Source organism: Streptomyces sp. NPDC021224, from assembly GCF_044332905.1.
Taxonomy (GTDB): domain Bacteria; phylum Actinomycetota; class Actinomycetes; order Streptomycetales; family Streptomycetaceae; genus Actinacidiphila.
The window spans coordinates 27,363-51,248 of record NZ_JBIRPW010000028.1; the positions used below are offsets into that span (position 1 = coordinate 27,363).

The 23,886-nt window shown below is 73.9% G+C and carries 22 protein-coding genes and 2 pseudogenes; 17 read left to right on the top strand and 7 right to left on the bottom strand.

The features are described 5' to 3' along the window. Positions 1 to 56: 56 nt before the first annotated feature. Positions 57 to 659 (bottom strand): rhomboid family intramembrane serine protease, encoded by a 603-nt coding sequence (locus ACH4PY_RS36160; protein ID WP_398192762.1) that lies wholly within the window; start codon positions 657 to 659, stop codon positions 57 to 59. Between the two features lie 175 nt (positions 660 to 834). Here ACH4PY_RS36160 and ACH4PY_RS36165 point away from each other — a divergent pair, with 175 nt between their 5' ends. The 6 genes from ACH4PY_RS36165 (at position 835) to ACH4PY_RS36190 (ending at position 4,895) form a co-directional block, all read left to right on the top strand. After that, positions 835 to 1,569, top strand: coding sequence for a UbiX family flavin prenyltransferase (locus ACH4PY_RS36165; RefSeq protein ID WP_398192763.1), 735 nt, complete (start codon positions 835 to 837; stop codon positions 1,567 to 1,569). 50 nt (positions 1,570 to 1,619) lie between these two features. After that, positions 1,620 to 2,108, top strand: a complete 489-nt coding sequence (locus ACH4PY_RS36170) for an Lrp/AsnC family transcriptional regulator (RefSeq protein ID WP_398192764.1) — start codon at positions 1,620 to 1,622, stop codon at positions 2,106 to 2,108. 42 nt (positions 2,109 to 2,150) lie between these two features. Continuing rightward, the gene (gene mqnE, locus ACH4PY_RS36175; RefSeq protein ID WP_398192765.1) at positions 2,151 to 3,314 is read left to right on the top strand and encodes an aminofutalosine synthase MqnE; all 1,164 of its coding nucleotides are present in this window, start codon (positions 2,151 to 2,153) and stop codon (positions 3,312 to 3,314) included. A gap of 46 nt (positions 3,315 to 3,360) precedes the next feature. Beyond that, on the top strand, positions 3,361 to 3,882 hold the full coding sequence (locus ACH4PY_RS36180; RefSeq protein ID WP_398192766.1) for a GNAT family N-acetyltransferase: 522 nt from the start codon (positions 3,361 to 3,363) through the stop codon (positions 3,880 to 3,882). Positions 3,883 to 3,993: 111 nt separating this feature from the next. After that, positions 3,994 to 4,296, top strand: a complete 303-nt coding sequence (locus ACH4PY_RS36185; RefSeq protein WP_398192767.1) for a DUF4229 domain-containing protein — start codon at positions 3,994 to 3,996, stop codon at positions 4,294 to 4,296. Further along, positions 4,296 to 4,895 carry a TetR/AcrR family transcriptional regulator gene (locus ACH4PY_RS36190; protein WP_398192768.1) on the top strand — a complete coding sequence of 200 codons (600 nt, stop codon included), beginning with the start codon at positions 4,296 to 4,298 and terminating at the stop codon, positions 4,893 to 4,895. Before ACH4PY_RS36185 ends, ACH4PY_RS36190 begins: the two co-directional genes overlap by 1 nt. Here ACH4PY_RS36190 and ACH4PY_RS36195 read toward each other — a convergent pair. Continuing rightward, a complete protein-coding gene (locus tag ACH4PY_RS36195) occupies positions 4,892 to 5,842 on the bottom strand; it encodes a helix-turn-helix domain-containing protein (protein ID WP_398192769.1) in 951 nt (316 codons plus the stop codon). The genes ACH4PY_RS36190 and ACH4PY_RS36195 overlap by 4 nt on opposite strands. 124 nt (positions 5,843 to 5,966) lie before the next feature. On the opposite strand from ACH4PY_RS36195, the pseudogene ACH4PY_RS36200 reads away from it, so the two are divergent. Next, a pseudogene (locus ACH4PY_RS36200) lies at positions 5,967 to 7,001 on the top strand (saccharopine dehydrogenase family protein); the annotation flags it as partial. Here the strand turns inward: ACH4PY_RS36200 and ACH4PY_RS36205 are convergent. Then, positions 7,001 to 7,579: a TIGR03086 family metal-binding protein gene (locus tag ACH4PY_RS36205; protein WP_398192770.1), complete on the bottom strand. Its 579-nt coding sequence runs from the start codon at positions 7,577 to 7,579 to the stop codon at positions 7,001 to 7,003. The pseudogene ACH4PY_RS36200 and the gene ACH4PY_RS36205 sit on opposite strands and share 1 nt — an antisense overlap. Before the next feature lie 48 nt (positions 7,580 to 7,627). Here ACH4PY_RS36205 and ACH4PY_RS36210 point away from each other — a divergent pair, with 48 nt between their 5' ends. Next, positions 7,628 to 8,086, top strand: a complete 459-nt coding sequence (locus ACH4PY_RS36210) for a MarR family winged helix-turn-helix transcriptional regulator (RefSeq protein WP_398192771.1) — start codon at positions 7,628 to 7,630, stop codon at positions 8,084 to 8,086. 216 nt (positions 8,087 to 8,302) lie between these two features. Here the strand turns inward: ACH4PY_RS36210 and ACH4PY_RS36215 are convergent, their stop codons facing one another. Both ACH4PY_RS36215 and ACH4PY_RS36220 read right to left on the bottom strand, forming a co-directional pair. Continuing rightward, positions 8,303 to 9,100, bottom strand: coding sequence for a MaoC family dehydratase (locus tag ACH4PY_RS36215; RefSeq protein ID WP_398192772.1), 798 nt, complete (start codon positions 9,098 to 9,100; stop codon positions 8,303 to 8,305). 1 nt (position 9,101) lies between these two features. Then, positions 9,102 to 10,355: a 3-oxoacyl-ACP reductase gene (locus ACH4PY_RS36220; RefSeq protein ID WP_398192773.1), complete on the bottom strand. Its 1,254-nt coding sequence runs from the start codon at positions 10,353 to 10,355 to the stop codon at positions 9,102 to 9,104. A gap of 82 nt (positions 10,356 to 10,437) precedes the next feature. Here ACH4PY_RS36220 and ACH4PY_RS36225 point away from each other — a divergent pair, with 82 nt between their 5' ends. Continuing rightward, positions 10,438 to 11,718 carry an acetyl-CoA C-acetyltransferase gene (locus ACH4PY_RS36225; protein WP_398192774.1) on the top strand — a complete coding sequence of 427 codons (1,281 nt, stop codon included), beginning with the start codon at positions 10,438 to 10,440 and terminating at the stop codon, positions 11,716 to 11,718. A 111-nt stretch (positions 11,719 to 11,829) separates the two neighbouring features. Beyond that, positions 11,830 to 13,725 (top strand): AMP-dependent synthetase/ligase, encoded by a 1,896-nt coding sequence (locus tag ACH4PY_RS36230; RefSeq protein WP_398192775.1) that lies wholly within the window; start codon positions 11,830 to 11,832, stop codon positions 13,723 to 13,725. Between the two features lie 118 nt (positions 13,726 to 13,843). Here the strand turns inward: ACH4PY_RS36230 and ACH4PY_RS36235 are convergent, their stop codons facing one another. After that, positions 13,844 to 14,047: a cold-shock protein gene (locus ACH4PY_RS36235; protein ID WP_031518800.1), complete on the bottom strand. Its 204-nt coding sequence runs from the start codon at positions 14,045 to 14,047 to the stop codon at positions 13,844 to 13,846. A 244-nt stretch (positions 14,048 to 14,291) separates the two neighbouring features. On the opposite strand from ACH4PY_RS36235, the gene ACH4PY_RS36240 reads away from it, so the two are divergent. The 7 genes and pseudogenes from ACH4PY_RS36240 (at position 14,292) to ACH4PY_RS36270 (ending at position 21,477) form a co-directional block, all read left to right on the top strand. Next, positions 14,292 to 15,152, top strand: a complete 861-nt coding sequence (locus ACH4PY_RS36240) for a menaquinone biosynthetic enzyme MqnA/MqnD family protein (protein ID WP_398192776.1) — start codon at positions 14,292 to 14,294, stop codon at positions 15,150 to 15,152. A gap of 81 nt (positions 15,153 to 15,233) precedes the next feature. Continuing rightward, positions 15,234 to 16,424 (top strand): cyclic dehypoxanthinyl futalosine synthase, encoded by a 1,191-nt coding sequence (mqnC, locus tag ACH4PY_RS36245; protein WP_398192787.1) that lies wholly within the window; start codon positions 15,234 to 15,236, stop codon positions 16,422 to 16,424. A gap of 49 nt (positions 16,425 to 16,473) precedes the next feature. Next, positions 16,474 to 17,172: a demethylmenaquinone methyltransferase gene (locus ACH4PY_RS36250; protein WP_398192777.1), complete on the top strand. Its 699-nt coding sequence runs from the start codon at positions 16,474 to 16,476 to the stop codon at positions 17,170 to 17,172. A gap of 129 nt (positions 17,173 to 17,301) precedes the next feature. Continuing rightward, positions 17,302 to 17,373: pseudogene (locus ACH4PY_RS36255) on the top strand (zinc-ribbon domain-containing protein); the annotation flags it as partial. A 66-nt stretch (positions 17,374 to 17,439) separates the two neighbouring features. Then, positions 17,440 to 19,362: a hypothetical protein gene (locus ACH4PY_RS36260; protein ID WP_398192789.1), complete on the top strand. Its 1,923-nt coding sequence runs from the start codon at positions 17,440 to 17,442 to the stop codon at positions 19,360 to 19,362. A gap of 114 nt (positions 19,363 to 19,476) precedes the next feature. Beyond that, positions 19,477 to 20,049, top strand: a complete 573-nt coding sequence (locus tag ACH4PY_RS36265; protein WP_398192778.1) for a DinB family protein — start codon at positions 19,477 to 19,479, stop codon at positions 20,047 to 20,049. 141 nt (positions 20,050 to 20,190) lie between these two features. After that, the gene (locus ACH4PY_RS36270) at positions 20,191 to 21,477 is read left to right on the top strand and encodes a geranylgeranyl reductase family protein (RefSeq protein WP_031518812.1); all 1,287 of its coding nucleotides are present in this window, start codon (positions 20,191 to 20,193) and stop codon (positions 21,475 to 21,477) included. A 101-nt stretch (positions 21,478 to 21,578) separates the two neighbouring features. On the opposite strand, the gene ACH4PY_RS36275 is transcribed toward ACH4PY_RS36270, so the two are convergent. Next, the gene (locus ACH4PY_RS36275; RefSeq protein WP_398192779.1) at positions 21,579 to 23,717 is read right to left on the bottom strand and encodes a protein kinase; all 2,139 of its coding nucleotides are present in this window, start codon (positions 23,715 to 23,717) and stop codon (positions 21,579 to 21,581) included. Between the last annotated feature and the right edge of the window lie 169 nt (positions 23,718 to 23,886).

Genomic DNA, 23,886 nt, shown 5'->3' on the forward strand with positions numbered 1-23,886 from the left:
CTGCCGACGTGCGGGCCGCCCGCTGCCGGGATCCGGCAGCGGAAGCAGCCGCTCCGTCAGGAGGCCTGCGCCACCGAGCGGTCGCGGAAGAGGAACGCCGCCACGACACCGCCGACCAGACCGAACAGATGCGCCTGCCAGGACACCCCGGTGGCCGTCGGCAGCACACCCCACAGGATCGACCCGTAGAGCACGCCGACGATGAGGCCCACGATCACGTCCAGCGCCCGGTGGTCCACGAAACCGCGCACCACCAGGTACCCGAACAGGCCGAAGATGAGCCCGGACGCGCCGAGCGTGACACTGTGCGCGGGCGCCGTCAGCCACACGCCGAGCCCGCTGACCACCATGACCGTCAGGGCCACCGCGAGGTAGCGGGCTATGCCGCTGAGCGCGGCGATGAAGCCCAGCACGAGCAACGGCAGGCTGTTGGACGCCAGATGGGAGAAGCCGACGTGCAGGAAGGCCGCCGGCACGATGTCCAGCAGCTCGCTGCCCTGCCGGGGGGAGATCCCGTAGGTGTCCAACCGCTGACCGCTCAGCGCGTTGACCGCCTCGATGCCCCACAGCAGCGCCAGCCAGCCGCCCATCAGGATGCCCGCCGCGGCCACCCGGCCGCCGGCCCGCACCGGGGCGAGCAGCGTGCCCGACACGCTCATGACCGCCTCCCGCCGTGCGCGGTGTGTCCGTGACCCACGGCCAACCCCCTGAATCCCCCGGCCGTCTCCCGACGGCGACCGGCCCCGCCACTCCCTTTACTCCTGGAAGACGCCGATCGCCCCCGCGGGGTTCCCTCCGCGGCGGTCTCCGGCGCCGCCGGTTACCCTCGTCGGCGTGGACGACGCACAGCACGGGGAGCCCCATGAGGACGCGAAACCGCAGGCCGGGCCGCCCCGCACCCCGTGGGTGGTGGGCGTCTCCGGCGCCTCGGGCACCCCGTACGCCGCCGCGGTGCTGCGCGCGCTGCTGGCCGCGGGCCAGGACGTCGACCTCGTCGTGAGCCGCGCGGCCCGGCTCACCCTGCTGGACGAGACCGGCGGACCGTTCCGCGACGCCCACTGGCGGACCGACCTCGCCCGGCTGCTCGCCCGCGGCGCCGACGGCGACCCGGCCGCCTACCCCGTGCCCGACCTGGACCGGGTACGCCACTGGCCGGCCGGCGACCTGGCCGCCGGGCCGTCCTCCGGCTCGTACCCGGCCCGCGGCATGCTCATCGTGCCGGCCAGCACCGCGTGCGTGGCCGGGGTGGCGCTCGGGCTGTCCAAGGACCTGCTGCAGCGCGCCGCGAGCGTGACCCTCAAGGAGCGCCGCCCGCTCGTCGTCGCGGTGCGCGAGACCCCGCTGAGCGGCCAGACGCTGCGCCACCTGGTCGCCCTGGACGACGCCGGGGCCGCCGTCCTGCCCGCCTCACCGGCCTTCTACACCGGCGCCACCCACATCCAGGACCTCGTCGACTTCGTCGCCGGGCGCGCCCTGGACGCCGCCGGGGTTCCGCACACCCTGTACCGCCGCTGGCAAGGCGGCCTCGGACGGGCAGATGCGCAGGGCGCAGGCCCCGCCATGCCTTAGATTCGTGTCCAGACAGCGCAGTCGCGGTACGAACAGGAGGGTCCCCCCTGATGGACGCGGTGGACAGACAGCTCATCCAGGCGTTGCGGGAGAACGGCCGGGCGTCGTACGCCGAACTGGGCCGGCTGGTGGGCCTGTCCGGCCCCAGCGTCACCGACCGCATCAACCGCCTGGAGCAGGCCGGGGTGATCACCGGCTACCGCGCCACGGTCGCCCCCGCCGCGCTCGGCCTCGGGGTGACCGCGCTCGTCGGCCTCCAGCTCAGTGACGCCGCCGACCACGAGGACGTCGCCGAGCGGCTGCGCGCCCTCGACGAGATCGAGGACTGCTGGTTCATCGCCGGGGACGACTCGTACATGCTCAAGGTCCGGGTCAACGACGTGGACGGCCTGGAGGCCACCATCCGCCGGCTGTCCGGCACCAAGGGCGTGGCCCGCACCCGTACCACGATCGTGCTGTCGACGAAGTGGGAGAACCGGGTCGGCGCGCTGCCCGAGGAGGCGGTGGGGGCACCGCCCGGCCGGAGGCCGGGGGAGTAGTGTCGGACGCCGGGCGGTCGATCCCGGCAGGAGGAGAAGCACATGGACGCGGGGCTCAAGCGGGAGCTGGAAGAGAAGGTCTACGCGGGCGAGCGGCTGACGCGTGAGGACGGCATCGCTCTCTACGAGTCCGACGACCTGGCGTGGCTCGGCGGGCTCGCGCACCACGTGCGCACGCAGAAGAACGGCGACGTCGTCCACTTCAACGTCAACCGTCACCTCAACATGACGAACGTGTGCACCGCCTCGTGCGCGTACTGCTCCTTCCAGCGCAAGCCGGGCGAGAAGGACGCGTACACCATGCGCATCGAGGAGGCCGTCCGGCTGGCCAAGGCCATGGAGGGCGACAACCTCACCGAGCTGCACATCGTCAACGGCCTGCACCCCACGCTGCCCTGGCGCTACTACCCGCGCTCGCTCAAGGCCCTCAAGGAAGCGCTGCCGCAGGTCTCGCTCAAGGCCTTCACCGCCACCGAGATCCACCACTTCGAGACCATCTCCGGGATGTCCGCCTCCGACATCCTCGACGAGCTGATCGACGCGGGCCTGGAATCCCTCACCGGCGGCGGCGCGGAGATCTTCGACTGGGAGGTGCGCCGGCACATCGTGGACCACCGCACCCACTGGGAGGACTGGTCCCGCATCCACCGGCTGGCGCACTCCAAGGGCCTCAAGACCCCCTGCACCATGCTCTACGGCCACATCGAGGAGCCCCGGCACCGCGTCGACCACGTGCTGCGGCTGCGTGAGCTGCAGGACGAGACCGGCGGCTTCCAGGTCTTCATCCCGCTGCGCTACCAGCACGACTTCGTGGACATGAAGGACGGCAAGGTCCGCAACACCCTCCAGGCCCGCACCACGATGGCCACCGGCGCGGAGGCGCTCAAGACCTTCGCCGTCTCCCGGCTGCTCTTCGACAACGTGCCGCACGTCAAGGTCTTCTGGGTCATGCACGGCCTGTCCACCGCGCAGCTCGCCCTCAACCACGGCGCCGACGACATGGACGGCTCGGTCGTCGAATACAAGATCACCCACGACGCGGACGACTACGGCACCCCCAACAAGCTCACCCGCGACGACATCCTCGACCTCATCCGCGACGCGGGCTTCCGCCCGGTCGAGCGCAACACGCGCTACGAGATCATCCGCGAGTACCCGGGCCCGGACGACTCCCGCCGCGACGCCCCGCAGCCCATGCGGGTGTGACCCGCCTCATGGGGACCCGGCTCCACGTAATGGCTACTCTGAAGGTATGACCCTTACGTGCGAGCTGGACCCCGTGCTGGACGACGTGCTCCGCGAGGGCATCCTCGCGCTCTGGACGGACGTCACCAACGCGGACGGCGCGGTCGGCTTCGTGCCCCCCGTCACCCCCGAGGACATCCGCCCCACCCTCGACGCGTCCCTCGCCGCGGTCGCGGACGGCAGCCGCCGGCTGCTCGTCGGCCGCGACGAGGACGGCGCGGTGGCCGGGACGGTCTTCCTCGCCTTCAACGAGCACCGGCTCATGACCCACTGGCTGTGGCTCTACACGGTGATGGTCCATCCCCGCCACCAGGGCCGCGGCTACGGCCGCACCCTGATGTCCGCGGCGGAGGCGGCCGCCCGCACCTTCCCCGGCATCGAGGCGATCCGCCTCACGTGCCGGGGCGGCACCGGGGTCGACTCCTTCTACGCGGGATGCGGTTACAAGGAGGTCGGGCGCGTCCCCGACGCGATCCGGGTGGCCCCGGGGGACGACCGCGACGACATCATGATGCTCCTGACCCTGTAGCTCCCCAGCCGCGTGGGGCGGTGCGCGTTTTCAGGGGCGCGGGCCCTGCGCAGGGGCGGGGTTCGGGGGGCCGCCCCCGGTGGGGAGGGGGCGGCGTGCTTCACTGGGAGCATGCTTAGGTACACCGCCATGCGCTTCGGCCTCATCGTCGCGAGCTTCGGTGTCATCTGGGGGCTGGTCCGGCTGCGTGTCCTGCCGGCCGGGCTCGGTGACTCGAACTACCTGTGGGTCGCCCTGCTGGCCCTCATCGTGTCCGCCCCGCTGAGCTTCGTCCTGCTGCGCAACGTGCGCGAGCAGGCGGCGACCCAGGTGTCCGACAGGGTCGAGCGCACCCGGCAGAACCTCATCGCGAACCAGCAGCAGGAGGACGCGGCGGACGACGCCGCGCGGGACGGCGCTGCGCGCACCGCCTGATGCCCGCGGCGGGGGGCAAGCGGGTCCCGCGGGCCGAACGCGAGCGGCAGATGCTCGACGCCGCAGTCGCGGTGTTCGCGCGCCGCGGTTTCCGTGCCGCGTCGATGGACGAGATCGCGGAGGCGGCGGGCGTCAGCAAGCCGCTGGTGTATCTGTACCTGGAGTCCAAGGACGCCCTGTTCACCGCGTGCATCCGGCGTGAGGCGGACGCGCTGACCGCGGCCGTACGCGACGCGGTCGCGGCGGACGCGCCGCCGGAGCGGCAGTTGTGGAGCGGGCTGCTCGGCTTCTTCGAGCACACCGCGGCGCACCCCGACGGCTGGACGGTGCTCTACGCGCAGGCCCGGACGGTCGGTGAGCCGTTCGCCGCGCAGGTGGCGGGGCTGCGGGCGCGGATCGTCGACTTCGTCGCGGAACTCATCGCGGCGGCGTGCGGCGCCCCCGACACCCGGACCGTCGCACCGTACGCGTACGCGCTGGTGGGGGCCGCGGAGTCGCTCGCGGCGTGGGCGTCGGCGACGTCCGAACCGCCGCTCCCGCACGATCTGGCCGCCTCCCTCATGACCTTCGCCTGGACGGGCCTGGCCCAGACGGTCTAGCCCTCGCGCGCCTCCGCGCGGAAGGTGCGGCGGTAGGTGTCGGGCGGGACGCCGACCACACGGTGGAAGTGGCGGCGCAGGGTGGCGGCCGAGCCCAGGCCGGTCGCGGCGGCGACCGCGTCGATGCCGCGGTCGGTGGTCTCCAGCAGTTCCTGTGCGCGCCGGACGCGCTGGGCGAGCAGCCACTGGAGCGGTGTCGTGCCCGTCACGGACCGGAAGTGCCGGCCGAGGTGGCGCGAACTCATGCGGGCCTGGCGGGCGAGGTCCTCCACCGTCAGCGGCCGGTCGAGGTGCCGCAGCGCCCAGGGCAGCAGCTCGGAGAGCGGGTGGCGGCCGGGCGCGGCGACCGGCGTGCGGACGAACTGGGCCTGGCCGCCCTCCCGGTGCGGGGGTACGACCAGTCGCCGGGCGACGGCGTTGGCGACGGACGAGCCGCGGTCGCGGCGGACGAGGTGCAGGCACAGGTCCATGGCGGCGGCCTTGCCCGCGGAGGTCAGCACCCGGCCGTTGTCGACGTAGAGCACGTCGGGGTCGACCTCGATGCGCGGGTGCAGCGCGGCCAGTTCGCGGGTGTGGGCCCAGTGCGTGGTGGCGCGCAGGCCGTCCAGCAGCCCGGCCGCGGCGAGCACGAAGGCGCCCGTGCACAGCGAGGCCACCCGGGCGCCCGCGTCGTGGGCGGCCCGTACGGCGTCGACCAGGTCCGCGGGCGGGGTGACGTCCGGATCCGCCCAGCCGGGGACGATCACGGTGTGGGCTGCCGCGAGCCGGTCGAGCCCGTGCTCGGGCTCCAGCAGGAAGCGGCCGACCCGTACCGGGGCCGCGCCGCACGTCTCCAGGTCGTACCAGGGTCCCGGGACGGTGTCCGGCTTGGCGCCGAAGACCTCGGTGGCCAGGGACAGTTCGAAGTGCAGCATTCCCTCGCTGACGGCGAGCGCGACCGTGGTCATGTCCGGAAGTGTACGTGTGCTGTCGTTCCGGACACTCGTCGCCGTCCGGGCCGCCCGCCAGGATGGCCGTACGGATCGCGGCGGACACCACCGCGCGGGGACGGCGTAGGGAACGGGAGAGCTGATGGACGCGGGGACGGGGACGGGGCGGAAGGTCGCGGTGTTCGGGGCCTACGGGCACACGGGGCGTTTCGTGGTGGCGGAACTGGCCCGCCGGGGCTTCGTGCCCGTGCCCGCCGGGCGGGACGCGGGGCGGCTGGCGGAACTCGCGGCCGGGCGGGGCCTTCACGACGTCCGCCCGGCGTCGGCGGACGACCCGGCGGCCCTGGACCGGGCCCTCGCCGGGACCGCGGCCGTGGTCAACTGCGCGGGCCCCTTCGCGGCGACCGCGGGCCCGGTGGTCGAGGCCGCGCTGCGCGCCGGGATCCCCTACGTGGACGTGGCCGCCGAGATCGAGGCCAACCACGACACCTTCGAGCGCTACGCGGACCGCGCGAAGGCCGCGGGCGCGGTCGTCGTCCCCGCCATGGCCTTCTACGGCGGCCTCGGCGACCTGCTGGCCACCGCCGCGATGGGCGACTGGGCGTCCGCCGACGAGGCCCATGTCGCCTACGGCCTGAGCGGCTGGCACCCCACGCCGGGCACGCGTGCCTCCGGTGCCGTCTCGCACGAGCGGCGCGGCGGCCGCCGGGTCCGCTTCAGCGGCGGACGGCTCACTTACCACGACGACCCGCTGCCGACCGAGGAATGGCACTTCCCCGGCCCGCTCGGCCGCCGCGCGGTCGTCGCCGACTTCACCATGGCCGACTCCGTCACCATCCCGCGCCACCTGCCCGTACCCGAGGTGCGCGGCTACATGACGGTCGAGGCCGTCGAGGAACTGTCGTCCCCCGCCACGCCGCCGCCCGCCCCCGGCGCGGACGGCCGCTCGGAGCAGACCTTCGTCGTGGACGTCGAGCTGCGCCGCGGAACGGACCGCCGCCGGGCCACCGCGAGCGGCCGGGACATCTACGCGGTGAGCGCGCCCCTCGCCGTCGAGGCGGTGGCACGGATCCTCGACGGACGTACGAAGACGGTCGGCGTCGCCCCGGCGGGCGAGATGTTCGACGCGGCCGACCTCCTGCGCGCCCTCGCACCGCACGTGACGGTGGAGCTGCCTCAGCCCCGCGGGCTGCGGCCCAGCCAGGTCAGGACGCGGGTCAGCGGGTCGGCGTCCGGCGCCGCGGGCAGCGGGTCGGCGAAGACGGGGGAGGCGGGCGGTACGGCGAGGGCGATCGGGAGCGCGGCCTCGACCAGGTCGGCGTCGGGGGTGAAGGGGACGCCGAGGGTCACCGCGACGTCCCAGGCGTGCACCACGTAGTCCAGGAAGTGGAAGCCCACCGCCAGGCGGGCGGGGAAGTCCGGGCCGGTGCTGAACTCGGGCAGGGTGAAGGGCTGTTCGGGGTCGTCCACGGCGGCGAAGGCGGTGACGACGTCCGCGGCGGCGGCCTCGTACGCGGCCACCGGGTCCGCGTCCTGTGCGACGGCCCAGACCGCGGCCTCGCCGCCCGCCCCCCGTGCGGCGGCGGCGAAACCACGGTGCTGGGCCGTCATGTGCCCCAGCAGATCCGCGAGGTCCCACCCCTCGCAGGGGGTGGGGCGGCGCAGATCGGCTACGGTCGATTCCCGGACGAGCCCGGTACTCAGGCGCACCGCGCGTGCGTCGAGGTCACGGAGCCGCTCCATAATGGTAGGCATGTGCTTATCGTCTGCGAGAGCTTATTATCTGTCAAGGGAGTTCCTGCGATGTCCGCCGATCGCCGCCGCCCGCCTCGCAAGGACCTCGCCGCGATGATCGTCCCCCTCGGCCGCGCCCTCACCGCGGCGGAACTCCCCGTGCTGCGCGAGTACGGGCTCACCATGTGGGCCTACTCCGTCCTCCTCGGGCTCGACCCCGAACCCCTGCGCAGCCAGGCCGCTCTCGCGGAGGCCATCGGCGCCGACAAGACCCGCATCATCGAGGTCCTCGCCGATCTGGAGGCCCGCGGCCTCATCACCCGCACGCCGGACCCCTCCGACCGCCGCGTCCGCCTCCTCGCCCTCACCCCGGAAGGCCTGCGCCTCCGCGATGCCGCGCAGGGCGCGATCCAGTCCCGCGAGAACGCCCTCCTGTCCCGCCACCTGACGGAGGCCCAGGCCTCCACCCTCCTGGCCGCCCTCGCGAGCCTCTCCGCGCTTCCGGCGGAGGCCCTGGGGGAACGGTAGGGGCTACGCCCGGTTTTGGGGCGCGTGGGACTGCGCGACCAGCCCCCACCGGGGTGCGGGTCGTCACCGACCCGAAGGGGCAGTACGGTCCGTACCGGACCACCGGCCGGTGGGTGGTTGCTCGCGCAGCTCCCCGCGCCCCTAAAAACGGGTGCCCCGTGCGGCAGCGCGGAACGCTCGCCCCGTGCGGCAGTGCGAGATGCCCGACCGGCGAGGTCAGCTCATCGTGCCCACCACGTGGACGCCGGAGGGGGAGCGGACCTCGAAGGCGGAGCCGGACGCGGCGAACTCGACGGTCGAGGGGAGCAGGACGGGCCGGCGGAACTCGGCCTCAAGAACGTTCGCCTCAGCGGCGAGCGCCCCGCACCGCGCCACCGTCCACATGCCGTGGACGATCGCGCGGGGGAAGCCGAAGGGGCGGGCGGTGGGGGCCGAGAGGTGGATGGGGTTGTAGTCGCCGCTCACCCGGGCGTGCCGGCGCCCGAGGTCGCCGGGCAGTTGCCAGGTCTCGACGAGGGGGAGGCGGGGGCCGGGGGCGGCGGCCCCCGAGGCGCCCTGGTCCGGCACGCGGTGCCTGGCCAGGTACGTGCTGGCGTCCTGCCACACCAGTCGGCCCCCGAGGTGCGCCTCGGTCACGACGACGACCTCCGTACCGCGCCGGTGCGGCCGCAGGCCCTCCGTGCGGACGGTGAGGTCGGGCCGGTCGGTGACGGTCAGGGCGTGCAGCCGCCGCACCGTGATCGACGTGTGGACGAGCCCCAGCAGCGGCAGCGGGAACGCGCGGGCGGCCATGAGCCGCGCGGCGAGCGGGAAGCCGAGGATGTGCGGGTAGGTGAGGGGGAGGACGGGCCCTGGCTCGTACCCGCAGACGCGGGCGTACGCGGCGGCCCGCGCGGGGTCGATGCGGACGGCCTCGCGGGTGAGCCGCGCGGGGGTGAGACGGGAGGCGGCGGAGGGGCGCTTGGTGAGCCCGGTGAGCGCGCCGCGGCCGAGCGTCAGGAGCAGTGGCGCCATGTCAGGCGCCCAGCAGCGACTGGCCGCAGACGCGGACGACCTGCCCGTTGATCCCGCCGGAGGCCCCCGCGGCGAGCCAGTTGACGGTCTCGGCGACGTCCTCGGGGTGCCCGCCCTGGCCGAGGGAGTTCATCCGGCGGCCGGCCTCGCGGATGACCAGGGGGACGGCCGCGGTCATCGCGGTCTCGATGAAGCCGGGCGCGACCGCGTTGGCGGTGATGCCGCGTTCGCGCAGTTCCGCGTCGGCGGCGAGGGCGCGTACCCAGCCGATGATCCCGGCCTTGGAGGCGGCGTAGTTGGTCTGGCCGACGTTCCCGGCGATGCCCGCGATGGACGCGGTGCCGACGATGCGCGCGTGGTCGGCGACGGCACCGGCCTTGAGAAGCGCGGCGGTGGTGCGCAGGACGCTGCCGAGGTTGACGTCGACGACGCTGTTCCAGCGGTCGGCGGCCATGTTGGCGAGCTTGCGGTCGCGGGTGATGCCCGCGTTGTGGACGAGGACGTCGAGGCTGCCGCCGGGCAGGGCCGCGGCGATGCGCTCGCCCGCGTCGGGCGCGGTGATGTCGAGCGTGAGGGCCTTGCCGCCGAGGCGGGCGGCGACCTGGGCGAGCGCGTCGCCCGCCTGCGGCACGTCGAGCAGGACGACGTTCGCCCCGTCGCGGGCCAGCGTCTCGGCGACGGCCGCGCCGATGCCGCGCGCGGCCCCGGTGACGAGCGCGGTGCGCGGTCCCTCGGGCCGGGGGGCCGCCGGGCCGACCTCGACGACCTGCCCGCTGACGTACGCCGAGCGCGGCGAGAGCAGGAAGTCCAGCGCCGCGTCGGGCTCGGCGCCGGGGGCGAGCCGGACGAGGTTGACGGTGCTGCCCCGCCCGATCTCCTTGCCGAACGACCGGACGAAGCCCTCCAGCGCCTGCTGCGCGGCCGCGTGCGCGATGTCGCCGTCCTGCGGCCGCCCGCCGAGCACGACGACGCGTCCGCACGGGGCGAGCGAGCGGGCGAGCGGGTGCAGGGCGGCGTGCAGGCCGCCGAGCGCGCCGGGCTCGTCGATCCCGCCGGCGTCGACGACGATCCCGCCGTACGGCGCCTCACCCGCCGCGGGCGGTGCCTCGCCCGCGGCGATCCGCAGGACGGGGCCGGGCAGTTCCGGCGTCCGCGCGGAGTAGCGGCGCAGCGGGACGGGCAGGGGAAGGCCCAGGCGGCGGGCGAGGAAGCGGCCGGGTGCGGTGCCGGTGGCGCGGAGATAACGATCGGCCATTGGCCTTCTCCTTACTCTGGAGTAAGTTTACCGGCGGTAAGGCTACTGGTGAGTCACGCAGATCGGAAGATCGGGAGACCGCATGCAGACCGTCCGCCGCGTCGCCGTCATCGCCGGCAACCGCATCCCCTTCGCACGCGCCGACGGCCCCTACGCCACCGCGTCCAACCAGGACATGCTCACGGCCGCGCTGAACGGCCTGGCCGAACGCACCGGCCTGGCGGGCGAGCGGGTGGGGGAGTTCGCCGCGGGCGCCGTCCTCAAGCACAGCCGCGACTTCAACCTCGCCCGCGAGACCGTCCTCGGCTCCGTCCTCGCCCCCGACACCCCCGCCTACGACGTCCAGCAGGCCTGCGGCACCGGCCTCCAGGCCGTCTTCGCCGTCGCCGCGAAGATCGCCCTCGGCGTCATCGACAGCGGCATCGCGGGCGGCGCCGACACCACCAGCGACGCGCCCCTCGGCGTCAACGACCAGCTGCGCCGCACCCTGCTCGCCGCCCGCCGCGCCAAGACCCTCGGCGGCCGGGCCCGCGCGCTCGCCGCCGTACGCCCCCGGCACCTCGTCCCCGACATCCCGCGCAACGCCGAACCGCGCACCGGCCTTTCCATGGGCGAGCACGCCGCGCTCACCGCCGCGCAGTGGGGCATCACCCGCGAGGCCCAGGACGAACTCGCCGCCGCCAGCCACCAGCGGCTCGCCGCCGCCTACGACCGGGGCTTCTTCGAGCCGCTCGTCACCCCCTTTCGCGGACTCACCCGCGACCAGAACCTCCGCCCCGACTCCACGCCCGAGAAGCTCGCCCGGCTCCGCCCCGTCTACGGCGGCCCCGACGGCACGATGACCGCGGGCAACTCCACCCCGCTCACCGACGGCGCCGCCGTCGTCCTGCTCGCCTCCGAGGAATGGGCCGCCGCCCACGGCCTCGAACCCCTCGCCTTCCTCACCGCCTACGAGACGGCCGCGGTCGACTTCGTCTCCGGAGCGGAGGGGCTGCTCATGGCCCCGGCCTACGCGGTGCCGCGCATGCTCTCCCGTGCCGGGCTCGGGCTCGACGACTTCACCCATTACGAGATCCACGAGGCCTTCGCCTCCCAGGTGCTGGCCACGCTCGCCGCGTGGGAGGACAAGGACTACTGCGTGTCCCGGCTGGGGCTCGACGCCGCGCTGGGCTCCGTGGACCGCGCCCGGCTCAACGTCGCCGGGTCCTCCCTCGCCACGGGGCACCCGTTCGCCGCGACGGGTGCGCGGATCGTCGCCACGCTGGCCCACCACCTCGCCGGTGAGGCCTCGCCCGCGCGGGGGCTCATCTCCATCTGCGCCGCGGGCGGCCAGGGCGTCACCGCGGTCCTCACCCGCCCCTGAGCCGGCGCGGGGCGGTGAGCGTTTGGGGGCGCGTGGGAGGTGCCCTCACGCGCCCCTGAGAACGCCCACCCTCCGCGGTAGCGGAACCCTCACCCTCAAGGAGCCGTACGGATGCCCATACGCAAGACGCTCCCCCCGCCGGGGGAAAGGCCCGAGGTCCGGGTCGAGAACGGCCGGGTCGTCACCGCCTCCGTCAGACCGTTGGTGGACCCGCCGAAGCGGGGCTCACTCGCCGACATCCCGTTCACGAACGCCGACGAGGCCCCCGACGACGTCGTTCTCAGCCGCAAAGCGCCGGACGGCGCCTGGCACGACGTCACGGCGGAGGACTTCCGCCGGGAGGTGCTGGGGCTCGCGAAGGGGCTGATCGCCACCGGCCTCAGGCCCGGTGACCGGCTCGCGGTCATGGCGCGGACCTCGTACGCGTGGACGCTGCTGGACTTCGCGGCGTGGGCTGCGGGTCTGGTCACCGTGCCGGTCTATCCGACGTCCTCCGCGTCGCAGACGGAGTGGATCCTCGCGGACTCGGGCGCCGCGGCCTGCGCGGTGGAGAGCGTGGACCAGGCCCGTATGGTCAGCGCGGTGCGCGGGCGGCTGCCGGAGCTGCGGGAGCTGTGGCAGCTCGACACCGGTGTGCTGGACCAGATCGCGGCGGATGGCCGTACGCTGCCGGACGCGCTGGTCACCTCGCGGCGGCAGTCGATGGCGCCGGACACCGTCGCGACGCTCATCTACACCTCGGGGACGACGGGCCGGCCCAAGGGCTGCATCCTCACGCACGGCAACTTCTTCGCCGAGGTCGACAACGCGATCGAGCTGCTGCACCCGGTGTTCAAGTCGGTGAGCAGCGAGCCCGCGTCCACCCTGCTCTTCCTGCCGCTGTCGCACGTGTTCGGGCGGATGGTCGCGGTGGGCTGCCTGCGGGCCCGGGTGCGGCTGGGGCACGCGCCGAGCATCGCGACCGAGGACCTGCTCGCGGATCTGGCGGGCTTCCGGCCGACCTTCCTGCTGGCGATCCCGTACGTGCTGGAGAAGGTCTACAACACCGGCCGGGCCACCGCCGAGAAGATCGGCCGGGCGGCGTCCTTCGACCGGGCCGCGCGGATCGCGCAGGCGTACGGGCGGGCGCAGGTCGCCCGGCAGACGGGTACGGGCGAGGGGCCGGGTCTGGGGCTGCGGCTCGCGCACGCGCTGTACGACCCGCTGGTCTACCGGCGGATCCGGGCGGCGCTGGGCGGCAAGGTGCGGTACGCGATCTGCGGCGGCTCCCCGCTGGGCGCGCGCCTCGCGGCCTTCTACGCGGGCGCCGGGGTGATGGTCTTCGAGGGCTACGGCCTGACGGAGACCACCGCGGCCGCCACCGTCACCCCGCCGCTGCACCCGCGGCTGGGCACGGTGGGCTGGCCGCTGCCGGGCACGGCGGTCAGGATCGGCGCGGACGGCGAGGTGCTGCTGCGCGGCGGGCAGGTCTTCGCCGGGTACTGGAACGACGAAGGACCCTTCCCGGCCGTCGAGGGATGGTTCCCGACGGGGGACGTCGGCGAGCTGGACGCCGAGGGCTATCTGACGATCACCGGGCGGAAGAAGGAGATCATCATCACCGCGGGCGGCAAGAACGTCGCCCCGGCCCCGCTGGAGGACCGGCTGCGGGCCCATCCGCTGGTCGGCCAGTGCATGGTGGTGGGCGACAACCGCCCGTACGTCGGCGCGCTGCTCACGCTGGAGCCGGACGGGCTCGCGCACTGGCAGCGGATGCGGCACAAGGAGAACCTGGGCCCGGCGGAGCTGGCCGAGGACGCGGAGCTGCTGGCGGAGCTGCAGAAGGCGGTGGACGAGGCCAACGCGACGGTGTCGCGCGCGGAGTCCATCCGCCGCTTCCGGGTGCTGGCGGTCGACTTCACCGAGGACGGCGGCCACCTCACCCCGTCCCTGAAGATCCGCCGGGCGGCGGTCGCCCGGGACTTCGCCGCGGACATCGACGCGCTGTACGCCCGCCGTGCCGGATGAGACCCCCGGCAGCGGGTAAAGGCAGGGGCCGCCTCACCGGAGTGAGGCGGCCCCTTGGTACTACAGGTTCTGGGCGCGGACATGCGCCGCCGGACTGACTAGAAGGTCAGGCGACCGACTAGGCGGGGGTGACGTTCTCCGCCTGCGGGCCCTTCGGACCCTGGGTGACGTCGAACGACACGGCCTGGTTCTCCTCGAGGGAGCGGAAGCCGGAGGCGTTGATCGCGGAGTAGTGAACGAAGACATCCGGGCCGCCGCCGTCCTGGGCGATGAAGCCGAAGCCCTTTTCAGCGTTGAACCACTTGACGGTTCCGGTAGCCATTTAAAGCCCTCCTTGGGCCAAAGGGTCGCCCTGCTCCAGAACCTGCAACTGCGAAGTCTGAAAACGACAAGAGCCTGCGGGTTACATGCTCCGCAGGCTCTGTACTGCAAGGGAAACCAAACTGCAACTTGCGAGGAGCCTAGCATGACCCCTCGTGGCGACGGAAGGGATCCAAGATCGATTCTCCGGCACGCGCGGGGGGCCCTGCGCGGGGCGCGGCGACACGAGGAGTAGCGTCCACCAGGTGGACACTTCAGCGCACACCGACGGCCCCGGACCCCTCCGCCCGAGGGTCGGACACATCCAGTTCCTCAACTGCGTCCCGCTCTACTGGGGCCTGGCCAGAACCGGCGCGCTGCTGGACCTCCAGCTCACCAAGGACACCCCGGAGAAGCTCAGCGCCCAGCTCGTGGCCGGCGACCTGGACATCGGCCCGGTCACGCTCATGGAGTACCTGCGGCACGCCGACGAGCTGGTCGCCCTCCCCGACATCGCGGTCGGCTGCGACGGCCCGGTCATGTCGTGCGTCATCGTCAGCCAGCTGCCGCTCGACCGCCTCGACGGCCAGCGGGTGGCGCTCGGCTCCACCAGCCGCACCTCCGTCCGGCTGGCCGAGCTGCTGCTCACCGAGCGCTACGGAGTGACGCCCGACTACTACCGCTGCCCGCCCGACCTGTCGCTGATGATGCAGGAGGCGCAGGCCGCCGTCCTGATCGGCGACGCGGCGCTGCGGGCCTCGCTGCACGACGCGCCGCGGCTCGGCCTGGAGGTCCACGACCTGGGGCAGATGTGGAAGGACTGGACGGGGCTGCCCTTCGTCTTCGCGATCTGGGCCGCCCGCCGCGACTACCTGGCCGCGAACCCGGAGGCCGTCCACGACGTCCACCGCGCCTTCCTCTCCTCCCGCGACCTGTCGCTGGAAGAGGTCGAGAAGGTCGCCGAGCAGGCCGCCCGCTGGGAGGCCTTCGACGCCGACCTGCTGCGCCGCTACTTCACGACCCTCGACTTCTCGCTGGGCGCCGAGCAGTTGGCGGGCATCGCGGAGTTCGCCCGCCGGGTGGGCTTCCCCCGCGAGGCCGAGGTCACCCTCCTGCCCCCGAGCTGACCGCGCGGGCGGCGTACGCTGGCCCGTGTCGTGCCCGTGCCGTCGGCGGCCCCCCGCCTGCGCCTTTCCGGAAGGGACTCCCTGGTGAGCGACCACGCAGCCGTCCTCGAACGCGCCGCCGCCGGCGGCCGCATCACCGCCGAGGAGGCGCTCGCGCTCTACCGCGACGCCCCCCTGCACGCGCTCGGCGCCGCCGCCGACGCCGTACGCCGCCGCCGCTTCGCGGGCACCGAGCACATCGCGACGTACATCATCGAGCGGAACATCAACTACACCAACGTGTGCGTCACGGCCTGCAAGTTCTGCGCCTTCTACGCGGCCCCCAAGGACACCGCGAAGGGCTGGAGCCGCGGCCTCGACGACATCCTGCGGCGCTGCGCCGAGACCGTCGAGCTGGGCGGCACGCAGATCATGTTCCAGGGCGGGCACCACCCGGACTACGGGGTGGAGTACTACGAGGAGCACTTCGCCGCGATCAAGCGGGAGTTCCCGCAGCTGGTGATCCACTCGCTGGGTGCCTCCGAGGTCGACCACATGGCCCGGATCTCCGGCGTCAGCGCCGAGGAGGCCATCCGCCGGATCCACGCCGCCGGTCTCGACTCCTTCGCCGGGGCGGGCGCCGAACTGCTCCCCGAGCGCCCGCGCAAGGCCATCGCGCCGCTCAAGGAGTCCGGCGAGCGCTGGCTGGAGATCATGGAGACCGCGCACCGCCTCGGTGTGGAGTCCACCACCACGATGCTCATGGGCACCGGCGAGACCAACGCCGAGCGCATCGAGCACCTGCGGATGATCCGCGACGTCCAGGACCGCACGGGCGGCTTCCGCGCGTTCATCCCCTACACCTACCAGCCGGAGAACAACCACCTGAAGGGCCAGACGCAGGCCACGCTCTTCGAGTACCTGCGGATGATCGCCATCGCCCGGCTGTTCCTCGACAACGTCGCCCACATCCAGGGCTCCTGGCTCACCACCGGCAAGGAGGTCGGCCAGCTCTCCCTGCACTACGGCGCCGACGACCTCGGCTCGGTCATGCTGGAGGAGAACGTCGTCTCCTCCGCGGGCGCCAAGCACCGCTCCAACCGCATGGAGCTGATCCACCTCATCCGCGCCGCGGGCCGCGTCCCCGCCCAGCGCGCCACGACGTACGAGCACCTCGTCGTCCACACCGACCCCGCGAACGACCCGGTGGACGACCACGTGGTCTCCCACCTGTCCTCCACCGCGATCCCGGGCGGCACCGCCCACCCCGAGCTCCAGATCACCCCGGCGTGATCCCCGGGCACCGAAGGGGCCTGCCCCGCACGGAGATTAAGGTGGGAACGTGACGCGCGCATCGCTGGAGAAGCAGCCGCAGGACGTCGCCGGGATGTTCGACGACGTCGCGGCGCGGTACGACCTGACCAACGACGTGCTGTCGCTGGGGCAGAGCAGGCTGTGGCGCAAGGCCGTGGCCCAGGCCCTGGACGTCCGGCCGGGGGAGCGGGTGCTCGACCTGGGGGCGGGGACGGCGACGTCGTCGCTGCCGTTCGCCGCCGCCGGGGCGACCGTCGTCCCGTGCGACTTCTCGCTGGGGATGCTGCGCGAGGGCAAGAAGCGGCATCCCGAACTGCCGCTCACCGCCGGGGACGCGACGCGGCTGCCGTTCGCGGACGGGGTGTTCGACGCCGTGACGATCTCCTTCGCGCTGCGCAACGTGCAGGAGACGGACGCCGCGCTGCGCGAGATGCTGCGGGTGGCCAGGCCCGGCGGACGGCTGGTGATCTGCGAGTTCAGCCAGCCGACGTTCCGGCCGTTCGCCACCGTCTACACCGAGTACCTGATGCGGGCGCTGCCGCCGGTCGCGAAGGCCGTGAGCAGCAACCCCGACGCGTACGTCTACCTCGCCGAGTCGATCCGCGAGTGGCCCGACCAGCGCGCGCTCGCCGGGCGGTTGCAGAAGGCGGGCTGGGGCAAGGTCGCGTGGCGCAACCTGACGGGCGGCATCGTCGCGCTGCACCGCGCGACACGTCCGGCGGTCTGAGCCGTCCGACAGCCCGTCCGGCGGCCCCGGGGACTGGGCCATTCGGGTGTCCGGGAAGGGAACTGACCCCTAGGCTGCGGTGTCTGTGCTGGGGAGCGCGTATCCCCCCGACCGACGGAGTAGCCCCGTATGTCGTACTGCCCCACGTGTGGGAACCCTGTCTCGGACGCCTCCGCCCGCTTCTGCATGAAGTGCGGCCGCGAACTTCCCGCGGCCGCACCGCCCGCGGCCGGTCCGGCGCCAGCGACCCCGCCTCCCGCTCCGCCCGTGCCACCGACGCCCACGCAGGTCACCCCCGTACCGCCACCGCCACCCCCGCCGCCCGCGTACGCCGCACCCACGGCGACCTTCCCGGCGGCCGGCGGACCGCCGCCGGCCGCGCCGGGGGTGCCGGGCCCGCCCGTACCGCCGTCGCCGGCCGCGCTGTTCGTCCGCCGGGTCTTCTCCGGCGGCTGGGGCCCGGCGGTGATGGCCGCGGTCGTCCCGGCGGTGGTGCTGTTCGTCATCGCGGCCGGGCTCGGCACCTGGTCGCAGCACTCCCTGAAGAGCGACGAGGTCAGCTGGCAGACCCGCACCCGGATAGCCCTCGCGCTGACCGTCCAGGGCCTCGGCGGCCACGCCAACGTGCCCAGCCCGTACGGCGACAGGTGCTCGGACGGCGGCGACTCCGGCTCCGGCTTCTCGGACGGCGGTGACAACGGCGACGACTTCAGCAGCAGTGGCGGCGACTACGGCGACAGCAGCGGCGACGACGGCAGCGACGGTTACGACAACGGCGACGACTTCAGCAGCGGCGGCAGCGACTACGGCGACAGCAGCGGCGATTTCGGCGACAGCAGCGGGGACAGCAGCGGGGACTTCGGCGACAGCAGCGGCGACTACTACGGTGACAGCAGCGGCGACGACGGCAGCGACTACTACGGCGACAGCAGCGACGGCAGCACCTTCGGCAGCTACCGCACCGACAGCTCCCCCCGGACCTACAGCGACCACCTCGCGGCCGACGACTGCCTGACGACGACCCGCAGCGCCCATCTGTCCGTCGTCCCCCTCGGCGTCACGCTCGTCTGGCTGCTCGCGCTGATCCTCTGCCTGCGCTCGGTGCGGCTGCGCAGCCCCGGCCCGGAGACGGCCGCGCGCGTCGCGCTGCTGACCGGCGTCGTGTCGACGGCCCTGGCCTTCTACGCGCAGCCGTCCCTCAACGGCATCGAACTGCACTCGGGCCCCTGGCGCGTCCTGCTGTGGTCCTTCCTGCTCGCCCTGGTGACCTCGCTGGTGGTCCTCGACGGGCCCGCGCTGCGGACCCGGTTCGGCACCGTCTACCGCGTGCTGAGCACGGCGCTGCTCGCGCTCGTCGTCACCGTGATGTTCGCCGGTGTCGTCGTCTACGCGATCGGCATCGGCTACCACCACGAGCTGGAGACCCCCGGCCTGATCGCGGCCGCGCTGCTGCTGCCGAACCTCGGGCTGGCCGGTCTCGGCCTCGGCTGGGGCGCCCCCTTCAAGGTCACCGCGACCGGCGGCAGCGGGCGCAGCTCGCACAGCGTGTCCTTCGGCCTGAGCAAGCTCAACGACTACTGGGACGGCTCGGCCACGCCGCTCGCCGTCCTCGGCGGGGCGCTGTGCGCGCTGGCCATCGGCCTGATCGCGTCGAGCCGGGTGCGGGACCGGGCCCAGCAGTTCGCGGTCGCTGGCGCCTTCACCCTGATGTTCTGGGTGCTGGTCGTGATCGGCGGGATCGGTGTGAGCGGCCTCTACACCTTCAGCCTCGCGGAGGGCACCAACGGCCACGAGCACGTCGGCACCGACGCGGGGCAGGCGCTGCTGTTCGCGCTGCTGTGGTCCTTCGGCGGTGTCCTGGTCGCCCCGTTCCTCCGGCGCGTCTTCGGCGGCGGGGACGAGCCCGGCACCCCGGCGTACGCGGGCCCGTCGCCGTACGCGCCGCCTGCGCCGCACGGCGCCGCGCAGGGCTACGGGCAGCCGCAGGGCGGGGCGTACGTGCCGACGCAGCCCGCTCCCGGGCAGGGCGCGGCCCCGGCGCCGGCCCCGGCGCCTGAGCCCGCTCCCGCGCCGCAGCCGCCCACGCCCACGCAGGAGGTGCACGACCTCGGGGTGGTCCAGCCCGACCGGCTGACCAAGCGCGAGGCGGCCCAGCGGGACGAGGGGGAGGGCACGCCGCCGCAGGCGTGACACACGGTCCCGGTCACCGGTCCCCTTTGCGGACCGAAGCTGTCCGCAAGGGCTTCTAGCGTGGGTGTCGCACCCCCAAGGAGAGCCCTTGCGGACAGCGGAAGGCGGACCACCATGACCGGGACCGGCACCCTCGACCAGCAGCAGAACGGCGACCCGGCGGCCGCCGCCCCCGTACCCACCGGGGAGCGCGCCGACCTGCTGGAAGTGCTCGGCAAGCACCGCCACTTCCTGCGCTTCACCGCCCGCGACCTCACCGACGAGCAGGCCGGGCAGCGGACCACCGTGAGCGAGCTGTGCATCGGCGGCCTCATCAAGCACGTGACCTCGGTCGAACGCTCCTGGGCGAACTTCGTCGTCGAGGGCGCCTCCGCGATGCCCGACTTCACGGCCATGACGGAGGCCGACTTCGCCGCGCGCGCCGCCGAGTTCCGCATGCAGCCCGGCGAGACGCTCGCGGGCGTCCTCGCCGCGTACGACGAGACTGCGCGCCGCACGGACGATCTGGTCGCGTCGCTGCCGGACCTCGACGCCTCCCACCTGCTGCCGAAGGCGCCGTGGTACGAGGGCGACGCGCGGTGGAGCGCCCGCCGCACCTTCCTGCACATCGTCGCCGAGACCGCGCAGCACGCCGGGCACGCGGACATCATCCGCGAGGCCCTGGACGGGGCGAAGACCATGGGCTGAGGCCCGGCGAACGGCGGATCCGGCCGGTCCGTACGCCCCCGCCGCCGCCCGACCGCGGCGGGGGCTCATAGACTCGGGGGCAACCGGGCCCGCGGCCCGGCGCCGTCATGCCGTCCCTCGCCGCACTACGGGAGAGCCACCGTGCCCGACACCGCCCTGTCCGAGCGCACCGCCGACGTGATCGTCGTCGGCGCCGGCCCCGCCGGTTCGACGACCGCGTACTACCTGGCGAAGGCGGGGCTCGACGTCCTGCTGCTGGAGAAGACGTCCTTCCCGCGCGAGAAGGTGTGCGGCGACGGCCTCACCCCGCGCGCCACCAAACAGCTCGTGTCGATGGGCATCGACATCTCCGAAGAGGCGGGCTGGCTCCGCAACAAGGGCCTGCGCATCATCAGCGGCGGCCTGCGCCTGGAGATGGACTGGCCGGACCTGGCCGCCTACCCGGACTACGGGCTCGTCCGCCGCCGCGAGGACTTCGACGAACTCCTCGCCCAGCAGGCCGTGAAGGCGGGCGCGCGGCTCTACGAGCGCTGCAACGTCTCCGGTCCGATCATCGACGAGCGCACCGGCCGTATCACCGGCGTGACCGCCAAGCTCGGCGTCGAGAAGACCCCGCTGGCCTTCAACGCCCCGCTCGTCGTCGCCGCCGACGGCAACTCCACCCGGCTCTCCCTCGCGATGGGCCTGCACCGCCGTGAGGACCGCCCGATGGGCGTCGCGGTGCGCACCTACTTCACCTCCCCGCGGCACGAGGACGACTACCTCGAGTCGTGGCTGGAGCTGTGGGACCGGCGCGGCTCCGTCCCGCGCCAACTGCCCGGCTACGGCTGGATCTTCGGCCTCGGCGACGGCACCTCCAACGTCGGCCTCGGCATCCTCAACTCCTCCGCGGCCTTCCGCGAGCTGGACTGGCGCGAGGTCCTCAAGGCCTGGGTCGCCGGCATGCCCGAGGACTGGGGCTACACCGAGGAGAACATGACGCAGCCCATCCGCGGCGCCGCCCTCCCGATGGCCTTCAACCGCCAGCCGCACTACACCCGCGGCCTGCTGCTCGTCGGCGACGCGGGCGGCCTCGTCAACCCGTTCAACGGCGAGGGCATCGCCTACGCGATGGAATCCGGCCAGCTCGCCGCCGACGTCATCACGCAGGCACACGCCCGCACCACCCCGGCGCAGCGCGAACTCGCCCTCCAGCGCTACCCGAAGATCCTCAAGGACACCTACGGCGGCTACTACACGCTCGGCCGCGCCTTCGTGAAGCTCATCGGCAACCCGAAGGTCCTCCAGCTGTGCACGGAACGCGGCCTGACCCACCCGATGCTGATGCGCTTCGCCCTCAAGCTGCTCGCCAACCTCACCGACCCGACGGGCGGCGACGCGATGGACCGCATCATCAACGGCCTGACGAAGATCACCCCCCGCGCCTGACCCGTTCCCGCGCCTGACCCGTTCCCGCGCTGTTTGCGCGTGCGGACGACGAAGCGCCCCGGCCCCGCAGGTGACTGCGGGGCCGGGGCGCTTCGCGTGGCTCAGCTCTCTTCCTGCGGCGGCAGCGCGTTGCGCCACAAGGTGATGTCCAGCACCACGTAGGTGCTGGTCTCGGTGGCCTTCGACGCGCTCTTGTAGGTGATCAGCGCGACCGTGCCCTCGGGGGTGCGGGCGCAGATCTGGCTGCCGGGGGACACCCGGGCCACGCTGATCTCCTGGGTGAAGCGGGTGTCGTGCAGGCACGTGGCGAGCGAGCCCTCCTCGCCGGTGTCGAGCAGCACGAGCTTGGTGTCGTAGGCCTTCAGGCTGCACGGGTCGTTCGCGCAGCTGTAGGAGAAGTCGTCGTCCGTGTCGTTCTGCGGGGTCAGCTCGCTGTCGGCGAAGCTCAGGTGGTAACCGGCGGGCAGCTGGATGCCGTTGTGCGGCTCCGGCTGCGGGTTGGGGTCGGCCTGGCTGGACGGCTGGTCGTCCGGGGTGCCGGTGTCGCCGCCGCTGTCGGCCGCGTCGGTCGGTTCCGGCTCGGTCGTCGGCGCCGCGGTGGTGGCGGGCGCGGAGGTGTGCGTCGTCGGCTTGTCGGCCTGGTCGTCGCTCTTGCCGCCGCCGTTCAGGGCGACGGCGGCGCCGACCGCCGCCGCGATGACGACGACCGCGACGCCGACGGCGATGGCCACCCGCTTGCCGCGCCCCATGCGCCGGGGCGGCGGGGTGCCCGCGCCGCTGCCGGCCGGGGTCGGCGCGGTCGGGCCGTTCGGGGCGCCGAACTGGCCCTGGGGCGCGTACGGGGAGCCGCCCTGCGGATAGCCGTACGCCGGGGCGCCGCCGGGACCGGCGGGGTGCGTGGCCGGGTAGGCGTACGCCGCCGGGACACCCTGCTCGCCGCCCGGCTGGGCCTGCGGCTGCGGGGAGGCGTAGGCGGCGGGCTGCGCGTGCTGGACCGGCTGCGCGGGCTCGACCGGGGGCTGCGCGGGCTGGACGGGGGCCTGCGCGGCCGGAGCCGGGGTCTGGGCCTGAGGTACCGGGGCCTGCGGTGCGGCCTGCGGCGGGGCCTGGACCGGGGGCGGGGTCGGTGCCACGTCCGGCCGGGTCGGCGTCGGCGGGGGCGTCTGCGGGACGGCGTCCGCCGGGGCCGCGGCGGGCGGCGGCGGAGTGGCCGGGGCGGGCGGCGCGGTGGGCGCGGCCGGCGGCGGGGTGGCGGGGGCCGCTGCCGCCGGGGCGGAGGCGGGCGGGGCCGACGGGGCCGGGGGCGTGGCGGGCGACTCGGGCGCGACGTGCCGCGCCGGGATCTCCGCGGCCAGCGCGACCGGCAGCCACTGCTCGGGGCGGCGCAGCTCCGTCTGCTGCGAGGCCGCCCGGCACATCCCCACGACGTCGGCCAGCGAGGGCCGTTCGGCCGGGTCCTTCGCCAGGCAGCGGTGCACCAGCGGGCGCAGCTCCTCCGGCAGCGTCGCCAGGTCCGGCTCCTCGTGCACGATCCGGTAGAGCACCGCGTGCGAGGGGCCGTCCCCGTACGCGGGCGCGCCGAGTGCGGCGTAGGCGGCGACCTGTCCGAGCGCGAAGATGTCGGTGGCGGGCGTGATCTCCCGCCCGGAGGCCTGCTCGGGCGCCATGAAGGCGGGCGTGCCGATCGTGACGCCGCTGCCGGTCAGCGCGGTGGCGTCGGCGGCGCGGGCGATGCCGAAGTCGATGACGCGCGGGCCGTCGGAGGCCAGCAGCACGTTGGACGGCTTCAGGTCGCGGTGCACGAGCCCGGCGCCGTGCACGGCCTCCAGCGCCTCCGCGATCCCGGCGACCAGCAGCAGCACCGTCGGCACCGGCAGCGGCCCGTGCTCGGCGACCGCGGACGCCAGCGTCGGCCCCGGCACGAAGGCGGTGGCCAGCCACGGCCGCGTACCGTCCGCGTCGCTGTCGATGACCGGCGCGGTGTACAGGCCCTGCACGCGCTGCGCGGCCTGCACCTCCTGCTTGAACCGGCGGCGGAATTCCGCGTCCTCCGCGAATTCCGGCCGGATCACCTTGACGGCGACGGGCCGCCCGGCGGGCGTGTGGGACAGGTAAACCTTGCCCATCCCGCCCGCGCCGAGCCGCGCCGCCAGCCGATACGCCCCCACCGACGCCGGATCGTCCGCCTCGAGTGGCTGGAAAACCTCGCCGGACCCTCCGGCCCCGCCCGCCCCGCTCATCCTCTGACCGCCTCGTCCCCGAAGTTGCTCCTGGCGGCATGGAGACTACCGGCCACGGGGCCGGTAGCCGTGCTCCGTCTCCCAGTTGTGCCCTGACAGGCACTCAGCGGTGACGGACCGCACGGCTCCTGCACGGGCCGCGCCCCGTCCGGACGATGAAGCCCAGGGC